Here is a 16027-nt window from a genome sequence, read left to right as displayed (position 1 = left end):
GCCGGTTCACAAGGACAGCACGAGGCTTTCTTCCTCGGGCCAATAGAGATAGATGACGGCGCCGGCGGCCAGGTCCGGCGGCACGCAGGCCGACGGGCGCAGCACGGTCATGGTCTGGTCGCCCGCCTGGCATTCGACCTTGGTCACATGCCCCAGGAAATGCACATCCGCGACGCGGCATTGCATGGTGGAGATGCCCGGCCGGTCCCGCAGCGCGAGAAACTCCTCGTGGGACAAGGTGTAGCTGACCCGGTCATGCTTGACGGACAGGAAGACCGGCTGCCGCGCGTCGAAACGCAGGGCCGAGCGCCCCTTCAACACCTGGCCGGTTTCGGTGGCGCTGACTGCGCAGCCGGTGTGATCCGGCGTCTGGCTGATCAGGGTGGCGGCGATGAAGTTGGTATTGCCCAGGAAGGCGGCGGCGAACGAGTTGGCCGGGTTGTCGTAGATCTCGCGGGGCGAGGACAGCTGGGCGATGGCGCCGTCCTTCATCAGCACGATCCGGTCGGACAGGAACATCGCCTCTTCCTGGTCGTGCGTCACGAACACCGAGGTAATGGACAGTTCGCGCAGGATGCGCTTGAGGTCGCCGCGGATTTCGTGCCGCAGCTTCGCGTCCAGGTTGGACAGGGGTTCGTCCAGCAGCAGCACGCGCGGCTCCATCACCATGGTGCGCGCGATGGCCACCCGCTGCTGCTGGCCGCCCGAGAGCTGCCGGGGCTTGCGCTGGGCGTACTGTTCCATGCCGACCAGGGCCAGGGCGCGCATCGTGCGTTCGCGGATCTCGGCCTTGGCGACGGACTTGATGCGCAGGCCGTACGAGACGTTGTCGAACACCGACATGTGGGGAAACAGCGCGTACCCCTGGAATACCATGCCGACGTTGCGCCGGTTGATCGGAACGTCGGTCTGGTCCACGCCGTCGATGACGACCGAGCCCTTGCGCGGCATGATGAGCCCGGCGATGGCGTGCAGCGTGGTCGTCTTGCCGCAGCCGCTGGGGCCCAGCAGCGACAGGATCTCGCCGCGCCGCACGTCGAGGTTCAGGCCCGAGATGATGTCGCGCTCGCCGTAGGCCAGCGTCAGGTCCCTGAGCTCGATCGAGTAGTCTTGGCGTGCCTTCATTTTCTTGGTCCCATGTTGTCCAGGCCGGAGACCCTGCTGATGATGGAAACCACCACGCAGGAAAGCAGGATCAGGATGGTCGACAAGGCGGCGATCGCCGGATCCAGGCTGAATTCGACATAGTTGTAGATGGTGATGGGCAGCGTCATGGTCGAGGCGTCGACCAGGAACAGCGAGATGACGGTGTTGTCGAAACTGGTCAGGAAGGCGAACAGCGCGGCCGCCACGATCGAGTTCTTCATGAGCGGCAGGGTCACCCGCACGATGGTGCCGCCCCGGCTGGCCCCCAGCAGCAGCGAGGCGTTCTCCAGGCTCTCGTTGATCGCGCTGACGCCGTTGTAGAGCAGCCGCACCGTGTAGGGCAGGCAGATGACCGTGTGGGCCAGCACCAGGGTGAGCAGGTCGGTGGCGACATTCATCAGCGTCAGCATCTGCAGCAGCGCCAGGCCGATCACCAGCTCCGGGATCACCAGCGGCGAGAGCAGCAGGCCCAGGATGGTCTCGCGGTAGCGGCCGCTGCCGCGGGCCAGGGCGTAGGCCGAAAGCAGGCCCAGCACCACCGACAGCACGGTCGCCAGCACGCCGACGATCAGGCTGTTGCTCGCCGCATCGAGGAACGCCGGGTCCTTCAGCACCCGTCCGAACCAGGTCAGCGACACTCCGTGGGGCGGAAACCTCAGGATCTCCTGCGGCTCGAAGGCCGCGCCGACCACGATGAGCAAGGGGCTGCACATGAAGACGATGTACAGCGCGCTGAGGGCTTTTTTCATCGGGCCTGGCCCTCTTGGACGGGGCTGGAATCGAAGTTCAGGCGGTTCCTGATCGCGCCGATCAGGCCGAAGATCAGCATGGTGAACACGAACAGGATGACGGCCAGGGCGGCGCCGGCGGGGACGTTGCCGACGATCATCACCTGCTGGTAGATCATGGTCGCGATCATCTTGATGTTGATCGAGCCGAGCATCGCGGGCAGGACGAAGGTCGCCAGCACGTGCAGGAAGACCAGCAGCGAGCCGACCACGAACCCGGGCGAACAGAGCGGGATGATGACGTGCAGGAACACGTCGCGGCGCCGCGACCCGAGCACCATCGCGGCGTCGATGATGCTTTTGTCGATGGCCCGCAGGCTGGCCAGCACCGGCAGGATCATGAACGGCAGCAGCAGGTGCGTGAGCGCGATGATGACGGCCGCCTCGGTGTACAGCACCTGGATGGGCTGGCTGACCAGGCCGGTCCACAGCAGCAGCGCATTGAGCGGCCCCTCGCGGCCGAACACGATGATCCAGCCGAAGCCGCGCACCACGACGCTGACGAACAGCGGCAGCACGGTCACGACGGTCAGCGTGGCGGCCAGGGCCTTGCCGGAGACCGAGATGATGTAGGCGATGGGAAAGCCGATGACCAGCGTGGCCACGGTCACGGTGGCGCCGATCCGAAAGGTGTTGAGGATGCTTTCCCAGTAGATGGGGTTGCTGAACGCCTCGACGTAGTTGCCGAACCCGGGCAGGGCCGGCCCGCCGTACAGGTAGTCCTGGTCCATGAAGCTGAGGTACAGCAAGTACAGGAACGGCACGAACAGCAGCAGGGTAATGAACAGCAATGCCGGCGACAGGAACAGCACGCGTTGCTTCATGGTTCGACACTCCACGGCCGTTGCGCGCGCGGCGCATGGCGGACGAGATACGTGGTTCGCGTTTGGGACGGGGCGGCCCCGCGGGCTCAGACGGGCTTCAGCTGGCGATGCGCTTGTTCCACAGGTCCAGCAGGGCGCTCATGTTCTTGATCAGCAGCGCGGTGTCGACGAGCTGGACGGAGTCGATGCTGGGCAGGCGGTGCTTGAGCTTCTCGCTGTATTGCACCTTGCGGTTCACCGCGCCGTAGTACATGGCCTCGCAGAATGCCTTCTGCGCCTCCTCGCCCAGGGCGTAGTTCATGAAGGCCTTGGCCAGGTCCTCCTTGCCGCCCTTCACCACGGCCATGACCGGGCCGCTGGAGACCGCGCCTTCGGCGGGGTCGACCCACTTGACCATGCCCTTGGTCGAATCCTCGGCGATGAACGTGCGTCCGTCCCAGCCCGGGCCGATGGCGCCCTCGCCGCTGGTCAGCAGCACGACCGGATCGTTGAAGGCCGTGAAGAACTTGAAGATGTGCGGCTTCATCCGCTCCAGCGTGGCGATGGACGCCTCGATGTCGCCGTATCCGCTGCCGTAGATCTTGCCGAACATGGACAGCACTTCGGCGCCGCGCACGTTGGAGCTGAGGTTGTTGAAGAAAACCTGCTTGCCGAATTCGCCCGCGGCGGTGCGTTCGACGAACTCCTTCCAGGATTTGACGCCGCCCTGGATCTTGTCGGGCCGGTAGGCGATGCCGACGCTGCTGTAGTCGTACAGCGACCCGCAGCCCTCCCAGTCGGCCTTGAATTTTTCGGGCACGTCGGCCAGGCTGGGCACGCTTTTCTCGTCGACCTGGGCCAGCTTCTTCGCCCGTATCAGCCGGTACATGTCGTTGCCGCCGAAGGCCGCCACGTCATAGGGAGGCGTGCCGCGGCTCGACAGTATCTTGAGCGCGTGGGCCGGGTTGGTGCCCGGCACCAGGGTCACCTTCACCCCGGACTGCTTCTCGAAGGGCTCGGCCATGTGCTTGCGCACGTTCTCCAGGAACGAGCCGCCCGAACTGGTGACATAGATGTGATCGTCCGCCGTGTGGCCGATGCGCAGGTAGCTGCCGCCGATGGTCGCCAGGCCGATGCCGACCGATCGCTTGAGGAAGGTGCGCCGGGTTGCCGTATCCATGATGTTTGTCCTGTCCAGTGTGCGTCCGTGCGCGGGGGCCAAGGGCCGCCCGGCTGCCGGGTACTACCTGAAAGTCAACTACCACGTCTTCCGGCACTGGCTGATCGCCAGGCGCCGGCCTGCTCGTTCTTGTGTCCTATGGTGTTTCACGCCCCGTGCAGCGTCAAATCAAAAAAAACGCAGCCGCCATAAATTATTTATATGCAGGCGGCGCGGCTTGCGGCGGGCGCGTCAGTCGCAGACGGCGAGCTGGGAGGGCGTGAAGCGCTGGTTGAGCACCTCGCCCAGGCAATCGATGAAGGCGGCCACCAGCAGGCTGCGGGGCCGGTGGCTGGATCGAAGCAGGGTGATGGGGAAGTGGATGGCCGGGCGGAACTCCTTGACCACCAGGCCGTGGCAGCGGAAGTCCTCGGCGATGACGGCGTTCAGCACGCTGACGCCCAGCCCCTGCGCCACCAGATGGCAGATGGTGGACGCGTTCTCGGCCTCGACCTCGATCCTGCGCGTGACCTTGGCCTTCTCGAACAGGCTGTCCACGTGCTCGCGGCTGCCGTTCTGGCGCGCGATCGAGACGAACGGCTCGCCTTCCAGGTCGCGCGCGTGGATCACGTCGCGCGCGGCCAGCCGGTGGGCCTGGGGCAGCAGGCAGACGCCGCGGATGCTGGCGATGCGCTCGGCCTCCAGGCCGGGTTCGGTGACGTGCCCGATGAACGCGGCCAGGCCCAGGTCGCATAGCTGGGAGTTCACCAGCTGCTCCACCATGTACGAGTTACAGGTGCGTATGGACAGCGTGACCCGGGGATGGCGCTGCGTGAACGCGGTCACGGCGCTGGCCAGGAACCCGTGGCTGAGCGCCGGCGCGACGGCGATGTGCAGCCTGCCGCCGCCCAGCTGCTTGATGGTGCGGGCCGCGTCCTTGAGCGCGCGCAACCCGGCGTAATGCTGCTCGACCTCCTTGAAGAAGGCGGCGCCTTCGTCGGTGACGTGCAGCTTGTTGCCTTCGCGGACGAACAGCTTCAGATCGAGCTCGGCCTCCAGCATGGAAACCAGGCGGCTGATGTTCGGCTGGGTCGTGTGGATGATGCGCGCTGCGGCGGTCATCGAGCCCGTGCGCATGACGGCGCGGAAGGCTTCGAGTGCCCGGACGTTCATTGGCCCTTTCTCGGCGCCCATGAGCCATTCCCCCGATCTTTTTCGTGGCGCGAACCCGGTGAACGGCCTTCACGCCCTGCTTCGCTTGCCGCGAGCCGCGCCCAGACATGGCGGGCCTCGGGTACGAATCGGGTTTTAGCTTACTGAGATCGCCCGGACGGGTCAATGCGCGGTCCGGGGGATCGGGGGACGGGGCCGCGGCGGCGGTTCTAGGCCGTGGGCGCGGAGAACTGCCGGCGCGCCTGGACGGCGGCCGCGCTCATGCCGCACAGCACCGCCTGGTCGACGTCCATGTGCGTGGACAGGTGCGCCAGGGCGTTGGCGTAGTTGTTGACGCTCTGCTTGGTCATGGTGATGACCAGCCGGGGGTTGCGGTTGACGTCGCGGGCGATTTCCAGCGCCGCTTCCAGGGCGGTTCCGGGCGGCACGACCAGGTCCACCAGCCCCAGCTCCAGCGCGGCCTGGCTGTCGAGCTCCTTGCCGCGCAGGATCAACTGCTTGGCCTTGGACGGCCCCACCAGGTTGACCAGGCGCGGGACGGTCTGCCAGCTCAGGGGGATGCCGATCTGCGCCTCGGGCAGGCGCAGGCGGGCGGTTTCCGAATGGATGCGCCAGTCGCAGCACAGCGTCAGGGCGATCCCGCCGCCGACGTTCAGGCCTTCGACCGCCGCGATGGTCAGCTGGGGGATGCTCTCCCAGGCGCGGCACATCCGGGCGCCGCGCTCGGAGGCCATGCGGATCCCCTCGATGTCGGCGGCGTCGATTTCCCAGCGGGCCGGGTCTTTCAGGTCGACGCCGGCCGAGAAGATCTCCTGGGTGCCGGTCAGGACGACCGTGCTGATGTCGCGCTCGCCGCGCAGCCCCTCGGCGACCTCGGTCAGTTCGGCCATGACGGCCTGCGACAGGGCGTTCCTGTTCTGCTTGCGGTCCAGCGTGACGATGGCGGTCGCGCCATCGCGGCGTATGCTTACTGCTTGGTTCATGCGGGGATCCTCCGCGCGATTGCGCGTATGCGTTGAAACGGTGCTCAGCCGGCCGGCGCGGCGGCGTCGCGGGCGGCCGCCTCCTTGAGCGCGACCTTGTCCACTTTGCCTATGGCCAGCATCGGCAGCGCGGTGCGCAGCTCGATGCGCTTGGGCACCTTGTAGTTGGCCAGCCGCTCCTTGCTCCAGGCCGTCAGCTGCTCGGCGGTCAGCGGGGTGCGCGGCTCGACCAGCACGTAGGCATGGCCGACCTGCTGGAACATCGGGTCGTCCACCGCCACGACGGCGGCCATCTTCACCTGGGGGTGCGCCTCCAGGGCAAGCTCGACTTCGCGCGGATAGACGTTGTAGCCGCCCGACTTGAACATCTCCTTGATGCGCCCGGACAGCTTGAAGCTGCCGTCGGGCAACAGGGCGGCCAGGTCGCCGGTCTTGTACCAGCCGTCCTCGGTGAAGGCTGCGCGCGTGGCGGCCGGGTCGTTCAGGTAGCCCACCATGCAATAGCGCCTGCGGATCTGCAGTTCGCCCTCGACGCCGGGGCCGGCCGGCTGGCCCTGCGCATCGGCCACGCGCATTTCGTCGCCGGGGATGGGGCGTCCGATGCTGTAGGCGACCGCATCGAACGAGTCGTCCAGGCTGGCATAGGTCACGGTCGAGCAGGACTCGGTCGAGCCGTACACCGACCCGACCCGGGGGCAGTTGGCCGCCAGCAGCTTCAGGGCGGGCACGGGCAGGGCCGCCCCGGCCGAGATGTACCACTCCAGCTGCTGGAAGATGTCGACGTCGAAATCCTCGTGCGCCATCAGCATGTTGAGCATGGTGGGGCCGAGCATGAGCATGTTGACGCGGTGGCGGCGGATCAGCGCCAGGGTTTCGCCGGGCTGGAAGCGTTCCTGGAAATGGATGGTGCCGCCGGCCGCCAGCTGGACCAGCGAACGGAACTGCATGCCGCCCACGTGGTTGATGGGCGAGAAGTTCAGTATGCAGGGCGGCCGGCTGGTGGCGAAATAGTCTTTCTGCACGGTGGCGCGAAACAGCGAGGCGAACTCCGCCAGCAGGACGCCCTTGGGGCGCCCGGTCGAACCCGAGGTGTACACCAGCATGCAGGCCTGGCCGGATTGCGCGGACGCCGGCTCGGGCAGGGCGCCGCCATCGAGCCCTTGCGCGGCCGCCTCCAGCGCGGCGAACAGATCGTCGTGCGTCGGCTGCCCGCGGTCGAAGAACACCGTGGCGATGGCGTGGCCGCTGTCGCGCCCGATGTCGGCGACCGCCTGCTCGACCGTCCGGACATACCCGGTGTTGTCGAACTCGCGCACCGACATCAGCAGCGTGGGCCGGGCATGGTCCAGGATGTAGTGGATCTCCGGGGCCTTGTACTTGGGATTGAGGGCGAGCCAGACCGCGCCCAGCCTGGTGCAGGCCAGGAACGTGATGATGGCCTCGGGCCTGGGCGGCGAGAGCAGGGCGACGCGGTCGCCGCGCCGCACGCCCAGCCGCGCCAGCAGCGCCGCCGCCTCGTCGACGACGGCCAGCAGCCGGCTGTAGCTGAGGGTGTGGCCGTCCAGCCCCAGGGCGGTCCGCTCGGGCGTGGCGGCGGCGTGCCGGCCGACCACGTCCAGCCATGTCGGGCCGGCCGGCTTGATGTCGCGGATGTCCATGTCAGTTGAAGGTGATCTTGCGCTCGACGATGATGCGGCGAAAGCGCTCGGCTTCGGCATCGATGTAGGCCTTGGTCTGCACCGGCGTCATGTGCATCGGCATGGACTTCGTCTGCTCGATCTTCTCGATGATGGCGGGCTCGCCCATCACCTGGGAGAACGCCTGGTACAGCTTGTCGATGACCGGCTGCGGCGTGCCCTTGGGCGCGGCCAGGATATAGGAGATGGTGCTGGTGCTGGCGTTGGGATAGCCGATCTCCGTCAGGGTGGGCGTATCGGGCAGGAATTTCGTGCGGGTGTGCTGCAGCGTGACGAGCGGGATGATCTTGCCCGCCTGGATCATCGGCGTGGGGGAGTTCACGCCATCGACCATGGCATCGACCTGGCCGCCGGCCACCGCGGTGACCGCCTCGAAGCCCTTGTATGGCACCTGGTTGAGCTTGATGCCCATGTCGCCCATCAGCACCTCGGCGGCCAGGTGGGTGATGCCGCCCACGCCATAGGTGGCGTACGAGTAGGCGCCCGGCGATTGCTTCACCTTGGCGATGAACTCCGGGAAGTTCCTGGAGAACCCGGGGTGGGTAGTCAGGATCAGCGGCGTTTCGCCCAGCGCGGTGATGTATTCCAGGGTCTTTTCCGGATCGTAGGGCTGCGGCGACTGGGTATAGGGGATCAGGCTGTAGCTGGTGTTGGTGGACAGGGCCAGCGTATAGCCGTCGGGCTTGGCGGCGATCACTTCCTTCATGCCGATCACGGTGCTGGCGCCAGGCCGGTTGAGGATGATGATGGGCTGGCCCAGCAGCGCCGACACCTGGGGCGCGACGATGCGCAGCACCTGGTCGGTGCCGCCGCCCGCCTGGTACGGCACGACGATCTTGATGGGCTGGTTGGGAAAACCTTCGGCCGCATTGGCGGCGCCGGCCGCCACGGCGGCGGCGGTCAGGGCGATGGCGCCCAGAATCTTCTTCATTGTGTCTCCTGCCTGCGTCTGCTTGGTTCGAATCGTGCTGCGGGCAGTCTAGCGGCGCCCGGGCGCCGGTTTGATTCTTTCTCTTCGATGATATATTGAGAAACTACATATATGGGAATGGCGCTGGAGCCGTCGCCAAGGCAACATGAAGATCATCAAGCTGAATGTCACGCTCAGGCAGTTGCGAGCGTTCTCGCTCGTGAACCACCTGGGCAGTTTCGGCAAGGCCGCCGAGGCGCTGTCGATGACACAGGGCGCGCTCAGCCACCTGGTCCAGGAGCTCGAGCGGCAGATCGGCTTCAGGCTGTTCGACCGCACCACCCGCCGGCTGGCGCTGACGCCGGAGGGGCGCACCTACCTCACCCACGCCGAGCAAGTGCTGATCGACGTGCACCGCCTGCATGACGCCGCGGACGACCTGGTGCAGCGCAAGAACAAGCAATTCCGCCTGGGCGCCACCGGCGCGCTGATCGCCTCGCGCATGCCGGCCTGGCTGCTCGAGTTCTCGCGCCTGCACCCGGACGTGCGCATCGACCTGAAGGACGTCAACCCGGACGTGCTGCCGGTGCAGATGGCCGAAGGCACGGTGGACCTGGGCATCGGGCCGATCCGGCATCGCATGCCGCCGGCCGTGGCCTGCCAGCATCTGTTCAGCAGTCCCATCATGCTGGTCGTGGCTCAGCACCATCCGTTCGCCCAGCGGCGCGCCGTCACCTGGGAAGAGGTGGCGCGCGAGACGCTCGTGCTGTCGCACCGCAGTTCACTGGAGCAGTTGCATGCCGACACGGGCCGCGACTTCTCCCGCATGCCGGTCATCGAGCTTTCCCAGTTGCACAGCATCCTCTCGGTGGTCGAGTCGGGCGACGGCGTGACCATTTTCGCGGAGTACGCGCTGAAGTACCTGCGCATCCACAAGGTCGTGGCGATCCCGGTGGCCGAGCCCGAGGTGATGATCCGGGTCGGCCTTTACACGAACCGCGGCGTGGCGCTCTCGGATGCGGCGCGCAGTTTCCACGACTTCATCGCCACCAATCACAGGCTGTATGGCGAGGGGTGATTCTCCCGCGACGCCTCACGTGAACAGCGCCTGCTGCCCGAACCCGGCCGCCGGGCCGGGGGCGCGGGCCTGGCGCCGCGCCGGGCGGGGCGGCGGCGCCGGGCGCGGCGTGTTCGACAGGCGGCTCGCGTCGAGCAGTTCGCGGGTATAGGGGTGGCCCGGGCTGGCGAATACGCGGGCGGCCTCGCCGTGCTCGACCACGCGGCCGCGCCGCATGACGAGGATGTCGTCGACCAGCGACGCCATCACGCCCAGGTCGTGGCCGATGAAGACCAGCGTCAGGCCGTGCTGGTCGCGCAGCCTGGCCAGCAGCGCCAGGATCTGGTTGCGTACGGTGGCGTCCAGCGCCGAGACCGGTTCGTCGCAGATGAGCACGCGCGGCTGCATGGCCAGCGCGCGGGCGATGACCACGCGCTGGCGCTGTCCGCCCGAGATCTGGTGCGGAAAGCGCGCCAGCAGCTCGGGGGCGAGGCCGACGTCGTCGAGCATGGCGATGCAGCGCTCGCGCAGGCTGGCGCGCGGCAGCCCGCGCGCCAGCAGCGGCTCGGACAGGGCCTGCAGCAGGGTGCGGCGCGGGTTGAGGCTGCCCGACGTGTCCTGGAAGACGTACTGGCACGTGGCTGCGAATGCGCGCCGGCCGCGCCGGGCGGCGGGGTCCATGCCGAACACGCGCACCGAGCCGGCGCTGGGTTCGAGCAGCCCCATGATGGCCTGGGCCAGCGTGCTCTTGCCCGAGCCGGATTCGCCGGCGATGCCCAGCGTGGCGCCGGCGCGCACTTGCAGCGTTACCTGTTCGAGCGCGCGCCTGGGTTTCCAGCGTCCGTAGTCCACGCATACGCCGCTCAGTTCGATGGCGGTTTCGGCCGAGGCCGGGGCGTGCTGGCGCTTGAGCGGCTGCGGGGCGTGCGCGGCCATCAGGGTGCGCGTGTAGTCGTGGCGCGGGGCAAGCAGGACGTCGCGGGCGGGGCCCTGTTCGACCAGGCGTCCCGCGCACATGACGGCGACGCGGTCCGACATGGCGCGCACCGCGTCCAGGTCGTGCGAGATGAACAGCATCGCCATCCGCCGCTGGCGCTGGATGCCGCGCAGCAGGCCGAGGATCTGCGCCTGCGTGGTGACGTCCAGCGCGGTGGTGGGCTCGTCGGCGATCAGCAGGGCGGGCTCGGCCGCCAGGGTCATGGCGATCATCGCGCGCTGCTGCTGGCCGCCCGACAGCTCGAAGGGGTGGCGCGCGAGCATGGCGGCGGGGTCGGGCAGGCCGACTTCGTCGAGCAGCTTGATGGCGCGCGCGCGGCGGTAGGCGCGGCTGTCGCCCGGCATGGGCTTGAGGTTCTCCAGGATCTGCGCGCCCAGCGTCATGATGGGGTTGAGCGAGGCCATGGGGTCCTGGAAGACGATGCCGATCTTGCGCCCGCGCACGGCCCGCCAGCCGTCCTCGTCCAGCCGCATCAGCTCGATGTCCTGGTAGCGGATGCTGCCGACCGGGTCGATGCCGTCCGGCGTCAGGCCCAGGCAGGCCAGGGCGGTCAGCGACTTGCCGCTGCCGGACTCGCCGATCAGGCCCAGCGACTGGCCGGCCTGCAGGTCGAGGTTGATATCGTGCAGCACGCGCGCCGGGCCGTGGCTGGCGCAGAGATTGCGGATGGAGAGCAGGGGGGCGGGCATGGCGGTCCTCAGGCGGCGCGGCGCGCCAGGCGCGGGTCGGCCCAGCGTTGCAGCGCGGCGGCGGCGATGTTGACGAGGATGACGAAGGTGGCCAGGGCCATGACGGCGACCTGGATGACGGGATAGTCGCGGCTGCGGATGGCTTCCAGCGTCAGCCCGCCCAGCCCGGGCTGGGCGAACAGCGCCTCCATGGTGAGCGCGCCGCCCACCAGGCCGCCCAGGATGACGCCGGACAGCGCGATGACCTGCGACAGGCAGTTGGGCAGCACGTGGCGCCAGATGATGCGCCAGCTGGACAGCCCCTTGGCGCGCGCCGTGCGCACGAAGCCGGCGCGGGCCGTCTGCTTCAGTTCTTCGTGCAGGGGCTTGGCGATCTGGCCGGCGATGTCCAGGCCCAGGATGATGACGGGCAGCAGCATCTGGCCCCGGATGGGCAGCCATTTGAGCCAGATCGAGAAAACCAGGATGCCGAGCACGCCGGTACAGAAGCTGGGCACGGCGATCGACCAGATGTTCAGGCCCTCGATCAGCGCGCCCAGGCGCAGGCGCCCGAAGGCCTGCGCGGCGACGGCCAGCCCGACGCCCAGCGCCAGGCCGAAGGCCAGGCTGGCGGCGGCCAGCCGCAGCGTGTGCGGCACGGCCTCGGCCAGCATGGTGGCGACCGGCGAGCCGTAGCGCATCGATTCGCCGAAGTCGCCGTGCGAGGCGTGGGCGAGCCAGCGCTGGAATTGCACCGCCAGCCCGTGGTCCAGCCCCAGGTCGGCGCGCAGCTGGGTCAGCGCGGCGGCGTCGTAGTCGCCGCGCGCGGCGTAATAGTCGGTGATGTCGCCGGGCGCCGCGCGCACCAGCAGGAAGATCGTGAAAGCGATCGCGGCGATGGAGAACAACTGTCGCGCGGATTGCGAGGCGCAGGTCAGCAAGGCATTCACGGTCAGGCTCCGGCGGGGCGGGAAAGCGGATCGAAGCGGCGGCGCAGCCGGTTGCCGGCCACCGACAGGGCCAGTGAGGTCAGGGCGAGCGCGAGCACGGGAAAGAGCAGGGCGGTCGGCGCTTGCTCGGCATACGGTACGGCGGTGGCGATGATGCGGCCCCAGGTCGGCACGTCGGGCGCCACGCCCAGGCCGAAGAAGCTGAGCACCGATTCGGTGACCACGGCGCGCGGCACCACGATGGCCAGCTGGGTGAGCAGGGTGCCGGCGATGTTGGGCAGGATGTGGCGCCATGCGATGGCGGCCGGCGCCACGCCCAGCACGCGCGCGGCGCGCACGTAGCCCGACGCGGTTTCGCGCTCGTAGGCGGCCCGCGCGACATAGCCGAACAGCGGCATGAACGAAATGCCGACCGCGACGATGACCGAGCCCGTGCCCACGCCCAGCGCCACCATCAGCGCCAGCGACAGCAGGATGGGCGGCAGGGTGCGGATCAGGTCGAACGCCAGGTAGACCGCGGCGCGCACGGCGCCGCCCAGCGCACAGGCCAGCAGGCCGACGGCGGCGCCGCCCAGCAGGGCGATGGCGCCCGAGCAGAACGCCACCAGCAGGGTCAGGCGGGTGCCCATCACCAGGCGTGCGAAGACGTCGCGGCCGAAGTTGTCGGTGCCCAGCCAATGCGCGGCCGACGGCGCCAGGTTGCGCGCCAGCAGGTTCTGCGCGTAGGGGTCGTGGGACAGCAGGGCTGGGCCGGCCGCCGCCAGCAGCGCGGCGGCCAGCAGCAGCGCCCACGGCCAATGGCGGACCAGCCGGGCAGGCGCCGCCGCCATCACGCCGCCAGCCAGGCGCGGGCCAGCCCGCCGTCGACGCGGTTCTGGCTCCAGGTGTAGCCGGTGGCGTAGCCGCGCACCGCGGGCGCCACGCCGATGGCGTCGGCCGCGTGGCCGATCCCCACCGTGTACAGGCGCTCCATGACGTGCTGCCATGCCCGCAGGTAGCCGTCGCGCGCCTGCTGCGCGTTGGGGGCGGTGACGGCCGCGGCGATCCTGGCGTCGAGTTCCTTGTCCTGGATGCCGCCCCACAGCATGGGGCTGGGGCCGTCGGAGAGCAGGCGTGCGTAGCGCAGGTAGACGTCGGCGCGCGGGCCCGAGTGGAACGGCGCCAGGTCCCAGTCGTACAGGGCGAGGGCGCGCTGCGCGCCGATATCGTCGAGCGACTGGTGGTCGATCCTGAAGCCGAGCTCGCGCACCATCTGCACCGCGACCTGCGCGTAGTCGTTCTGCCAGGACACCAGCTTCAGGGTGTGCCGGGCCGGATCGACGCCGGCCTCCTGCAGCAACTGGCGCGCCCGCGCCAGGTCGGGCTTGGCGTAGGGGTCGCGCGCCTCGACGGCGCGGTCCCAGTAGAAGGTGTCGGGCCGCATCGGCTGGTTGCTGGTCAGGGCGCCCTTGAGCACGAAGTCCATGTAGACGCGCTTGTCCAGGCTCAGCGCGATGGCCTGGCGCACGCGTGCGTCCTGCATCAGCTTGCCGGGCTTGCGGTTGTTGAACGACATGAAGTACCAGGCGGTGTCCTTGAGGTGCTGCACCTCGATGTTCTCGGCGCGCAGCGCGGCCAGCTTGTCGTTGCCCACGTAGGCGACGTGCAGGTCTCCCGAGCGCAGCGACAGGCTGTTGTCGCGATCGCCGCGCAAGTCGAATTCCACCGCCTGCAGGTACGGCAGGCCGGGCTGCCAGTAGTGGTCGAACGCCGGCGCGTGAAAGCGCACGTCGGGCTGCCATTTGCCGAAGGTGAACGGGCCGGTACCGATGGGCTGGCGGATGGTGTCGTCCCAGCCGGGCGATTCCGGCGCGATGATCCACAGTTCGGAAAGCAGGTTGAGGAAGGGGGCGTAGGCCTCCCGCAGCTCCACCTGCAGGGTGTCCGGGCCGGCGACGGTCAGGCTGTTGACCTGTTTCATGGCGCCGCTCAGCCAGCCGCCCTTGATCTTGTCGCGCACACGCTCGAAGTTGGCCTTGACGTCCTGCGCGGTCAGCGCGCGGCCATTGTGAAAGCGCACGCCCTTGCGCAGCACGAAGGTGTAGCGGCGGCCGTCGGCCGACAGGTCGAAGCGTTCGGCCAGGAAGGGCTTGACGGTGCCGTCGTCGGCGATGCTGGTCAGCGTTTCGGCGTAGACCTGCTGCACGGCGATCGAGCCGGAGTGGCGGTGCGGATCGGAGGTGTCCAGGCCGAGCAGGGCGATTTTCAGCGTGCCGCCACGGCGCGGCTCGGCCGTCTGGGCGCGCAGGAAGGCGGGGTACATGCCGCCGATGCCGGCGGCGCCAAGAAGTTTGAGTAGGGTACGGCGTTGCATGTGCATGGGAATCGAGTGCGGGGTCAGAGGGCTCGATGAGCCGGGGAGGGGGCGGGGAATGAGTGGGGCAGCGGGCGGCCGTCCATGCCGTCGGCGGGCAGGCCGAGATGGCGCAGCACGGTCGGGGCGTAGTCGATCAGGCTGACCGCCTGGTCGCACACCGCGCCGGCGGCGAAGCCGGCGCCTTGCACGATGAGAAAGGGCGCCTGTTCGTTGGGGCCCAGGCCGCCGTGCTGGCCGCGGCCGTCGTAGCGCTTGGCGTCGCCGCGGTCGGCGGCGATCCAGGCGGCGCCGGGCACGCCATGGGCATTGGGGTCGGGGTCGTGGCGCATCGTCACGACCAGGGCGCAGGCGGGATCGTCCTGGGGCATGCCGATGCCGGCAAGGTCGGCGCCGCCGAAGACCTGGCCGCACCACGCCTGGCGGCGCAGGAAGGCTGCGACGGCGGCGGTGCGCGCCGCCGCGTCCGGCGCGATGCCGATCACGCACGAGGTGCCGTTGGGCGCGACCACCAGTTCGCGGCTGTCCAGGCTGTCTTTCAGCCCGGCCTCGACCAGCGCGGCGGCGACATCGATTTCGCCCAGCACGGTCTCCATGCCGTGGTCCGAGCCCACCATCAGCAGGATGTCCTCGCCCTGGGCGCGCAGCGCGTCGACCGTGACCAGCACTTGCGCCACGCAGCGCTCGGCGTGGGCGATCGCCTCCAGGTGGGCGGGGCTGCCCAGCGCATGGCCGTGCCCGGAGTGGTCGGGCTCGGACAGCCAGAGCGTGGCCATGGCCGGCGCGCCGGGCGCTTGCAGCATGGCGCAGAAGCGCCGCGTCATCTCGGCGTCGCCCGCCGCGCCGCTGGCGATTTCCAGCGCCTCGGCGCCGTGGTAGGGCCGGCGGCCGGGGCCATAGGAGCCGGCGCGGTGGTAGACGCGCCCGTGGCCGTCCGGGTCGTTGAAATAGGCGGCGCCCGGCGATACGTTGGAGTAGATGGCGGCGCCGCCGTGCGCGGCCAGCCGTTGCGCCAGGGTGGGCACGCGCAGGGCCTGCCCGGTGGCCGCGCGCAGGCGCTCGACGAAGCCGGGGTCGCCCGCCGAATGATTGGCCAGGCCGTCGGCCTCATGCAGCAGCATGCAGTTGCCGAGCAGGCCGTGGCGCGCCGGCCGGCAGCCGGTGGCGATGCTGGCCGAGCTGACGCGCGTGGTGGACGGAAACACGCTGCCGGCGCGGCTGAACCAGGTCGATGCCCGGGCCAGCCCGGTCAGCACCGGACAGGTCCGCGCGGTGACCAGGTCGCGGCGCAGGCTGTCGCAGATAATCAGGATTGCACGCTTGCTCTTCATGCCGAAAATAAT

Annotated in this window: 14 protein-coding genes; 1 reads left to right on the top strand and 13 read right to left on the bottom strand. The window is 68.9% G+C overall.

Annotation, left to right across the window (positions count from 1 at the left end; genetic code table 11):
• Positions 1 to 6: 6 nt before the first annotated feature.
• The 8 genes from CAL11_RS19390 to CAL11_RS19355 all read right to left on the bottom strand — a co-directional run bounded on the left by CAL11_RS19390 (position 7) and on the right by CAL11_RS19355 (position 8680).
• Entirely contained in the window at positions 7 to 1125 is a 1119-nt protein-coding gene (locus CAL11_RS19390; protein ID WP_086093908.1) for an ABC transporter ATP-binding protein, read from the bottom strand.
• Complete coding sequence (locus CAL11_RS19385) at positions 1122 to 1895, bottom strand: ABC transporter permease (RefSeq protein WP_086093907.1); 774 nt, start codon at positions 1893 to 1895, stop codon at positions 1122 to 1124. Before CAL11_RS19385 ends, CAL11_RS19390 begins: the two co-directional genes overlap by 4 nt.
• Entirely contained in the window at positions 1892 to 2758 is an 867-nt protein-coding gene (locus CAL11_RS19380) for an ABC transporter permease (RefSeq protein ID WP_086093906.1), read from the bottom strand. Before CAL11_RS19380 ends, CAL11_RS19385 begins: the two co-directional genes overlap by 4 nt.
• A 97-nt stretch (positions 2759 to 2855) precedes the next feature.
• Entirely contained in the window at positions 2856 to 3917 is a 1062-nt protein-coding gene (locus CAL11_RS19375; RefSeq protein WP_033452668.1) for an ABC transporter substrate-binding protein, read from the bottom strand.
• A 231-nt stretch (positions 3918 to 4148) separates the two neighbouring features.
• Positions 4149 to 5069, bottom strand: a complete 921-nt coding sequence (locus CAL11_RS19370; RefSeq protein WP_033452665.1) for a LysR substrate-binding domain-containing protein — start codon at positions 5067 to 5069, stop codon at positions 4149 to 4151.
• A 209-nt stretch (positions 5070 to 5278) separates the two neighbouring features.
• Entirely contained in the window at positions 5279 to 6052 is a 774-nt protein-coding gene (locus CAL11_RS19365) for an enoyl-CoA hydratase/isomerase family protein (RefSeq protein ID WP_086093905.1), read from the bottom strand.
• Positions 6053 to 6096: 44 nt separating this feature from the next.
• Positions 6097 to 7710, bottom strand: coding sequence for a class I adenylate-forming enzyme family protein (locus CAL11_RS19360; protein WP_086093904.1), 1614 nt, complete (start codon positions 7708 to 7710; stop codon positions 6097 to 6099).
• Between the two features lies 1 nt (position 7711).
• Positions 7712 to 8680 carry a Bug family tripartite tricarboxylate transporter substrate binding protein gene (locus CAL11_RS19355; protein ID WP_086093903.1) on the bottom strand — a complete coding sequence of 323 codons (969 nt, stop codon included), beginning with the start codon at positions 8678 to 8680 and terminating at the stop codon, positions 7712 to 7714.
• A 145-nt stretch (positions 8681 to 8825) separates the two neighbouring features.
• On the opposite strand from CAL11_RS19355, the gene CAL11_RS19350 reads away from it, so the two are divergent.
• Positions 8826 to 9737, top strand: a complete 912-nt coding sequence (locus tag CAL11_RS19350; protein ID WP_086093902.1) for a LysR family transcriptional regulator — start codon at positions 8826 to 8828, stop codon at positions 9735 to 9737.
• Between the two features lie 15 nt (positions 9738 to 9752).
• Here the strand turns inward: CAL11_RS19350 and CAL11_RS19345 are convergent, their stop codons facing one another.
• The 5 genes from CAL11_RS19345 to CAL11_RS19325 are packed head-to-tail and all read right to left on the bottom strand — an operon-like array spanning position 9753 to position 16015.
• The gene (locus CAL11_RS19345) at positions 9753 to 11402 is read right to left on the bottom strand and encodes a dipeptide ABC transporter ATP-binding protein (protein ID WP_086093901.1); all 1650 of its coding nucleotides are present in this window, start codon (positions 11400 to 11402) and stop codon (positions 9753 to 9755) included.
• Between the two features lie 8 nt (positions 11403 to 11410).
• Positions 11411 to 12331: an ABC transporter permease gene (locus tag CAL11_RS19340; protein WP_086093900.1), complete on the bottom strand. Its 921-nt coding sequence runs from the start codon at positions 12329 to 12331 to the stop codon at positions 11411 to 11413.
• Positions 12332 to 12333: 2 nt separating this feature from the next.
• A complete protein-coding gene (locus tag CAL11_RS19335; RefSeq protein WP_086093899.1) occupies positions 12334 to 13161 on the bottom strand; it encodes an ABC transporter permease in 828 nt (275 codons plus the stop codon).
• Positions 13161 to 14684: an ABC transporter substrate-binding protein gene (locus CAL11_RS19330; RefSeq protein WP_244172839.1), complete on the bottom strand. Its 1524-nt coding sequence runs from the start codon at positions 14682 to 14684 to the stop codon at positions 13161 to 13163. The genes CAL11_RS19335 and CAL11_RS19330 overlap by 1 nt, the downstream gene beginning before the upstream one ends.
• Positions 14685 to 14707: 23 nt before the next feature.
• The gene (locus tag CAL11_RS19325) at positions 14708 to 16015 is read right to left on the bottom strand and encodes an alkaline phosphatase family protein (RefSeq protein ID WP_086093898.1); all 1308 of its coding nucleotides are present in this window, start codon (positions 16013 to 16015) and stop codon (positions 14708 to 14710) included.
• Positions 16016 to 16027: the final 12 nt, after the last annotated feature.

It is taken from the genome of Bordetella genomosp. 6, from assembly GCF_002119705.1.
Taxonomy (GTDB): Bacteria; Pseudomonadota; Gammaproteobacteria; order Burkholderiales; family Burkholderiaceae_B; genus Bordetella; species Bordetella bronchiseptica_F.
The sequence above is the reverse complement of the archived record's forward strand: the minus strand, read 5'-3'. Positions and strand labels throughout refer to the sequence as shown.

Bases quoted from the DNA above. Each gene is read 5' to 3' on its own strand.
- CAL11_RS19390 (WP_086093908.1), bottom strand. From the start codon at position 1,125: ATGAAGGCACGCCAAGACTACTCGATCGAGCTCAGGGACCTGACGCTG.
- CAL11_RS19385 (WP_086093907.1), bottom strand. From the start codon at position 1,895: ATGAAAAAAGCCCTCAGCGCGCTGTACATCGTCTTCATGTGCAGCCCC.
- CAL11_RS19380 (WP_086093906.1), bottom strand. From the start codon at position 2,758: ATGAAGCAACGCGTGCTGTTCCTGTCGCCGGCATTGCTGTTCATTACC.
- CAL11_RS19375 (WP_033452668.1), bottom strand. From the start codon at position 3,917: ATGGATACGGCAACCCGGCGCACCTTCCTCAAGCGATCGGTCGGCATC.
- CAL11_RS19370 (WP_033452665.1), bottom strand. From the start codon at position 5,069: ATGAACGTCCGGGCACTCGAAGCCTTCCGCGCCGTCATGCGCACGGGC.
- CAL11_RS19365 (WP_086093905.1), bottom strand. From the start codon at position 6,052: ATGAACCAAGCAGTAAGCATACGCCGCGATGGCGCGACCGCCATCGTC.
- CAL11_RS19360 (WP_086093904.1), bottom strand. From the start codon at position 7,710: ATGGACATCCGCGACATCAAGCCGGCCGGCCCGACATGGCTGGACGTG.
- CAL11_RS19355 (WP_086093903.1), bottom strand. From the start codon at position 8,680: ATGAAGAAGATTCTGGGCGCCATCGCCCTGACCGCCGCCGCCGTGGCG.
- CAL11_RS19350 (WP_086093902.1), top strand. From the start codon at position 8,826: ATGAAGATCATCAAGCTGAATGTCACGCTCAGGCAGTTGCGAGCGTTC.
- CAL11_RS19345 (WP_086093901.1), bottom strand. From the start codon at position 11,402: ATGCCCGCCCCCCTGCTCTCCATCCGCAATCTCTGCGCCAGCCACGGC.
- CAL11_RS19335 (WP_086093899.1), bottom strand. From the start codon at position 13,161: ATGGCGGCGGCGCCTGCCCGGCTGGTCCGCCATTGGCCGTGGGCGCTG.
- CAL11_RS19330 (WP_244172839.1), bottom strand. From the start codon at position 14,684: ATGCAACGCCGTACCCTACTCAAACTTCTTGGCGCCGCCGGCATCGGC.
- CAL11_RS19325 (WP_086093898.1), bottom strand. From the start codon at position 16,015: ATGAAGAGCAAGCGTGCAATCCTGATTATCTGCGACAGCCTGCGCCGC.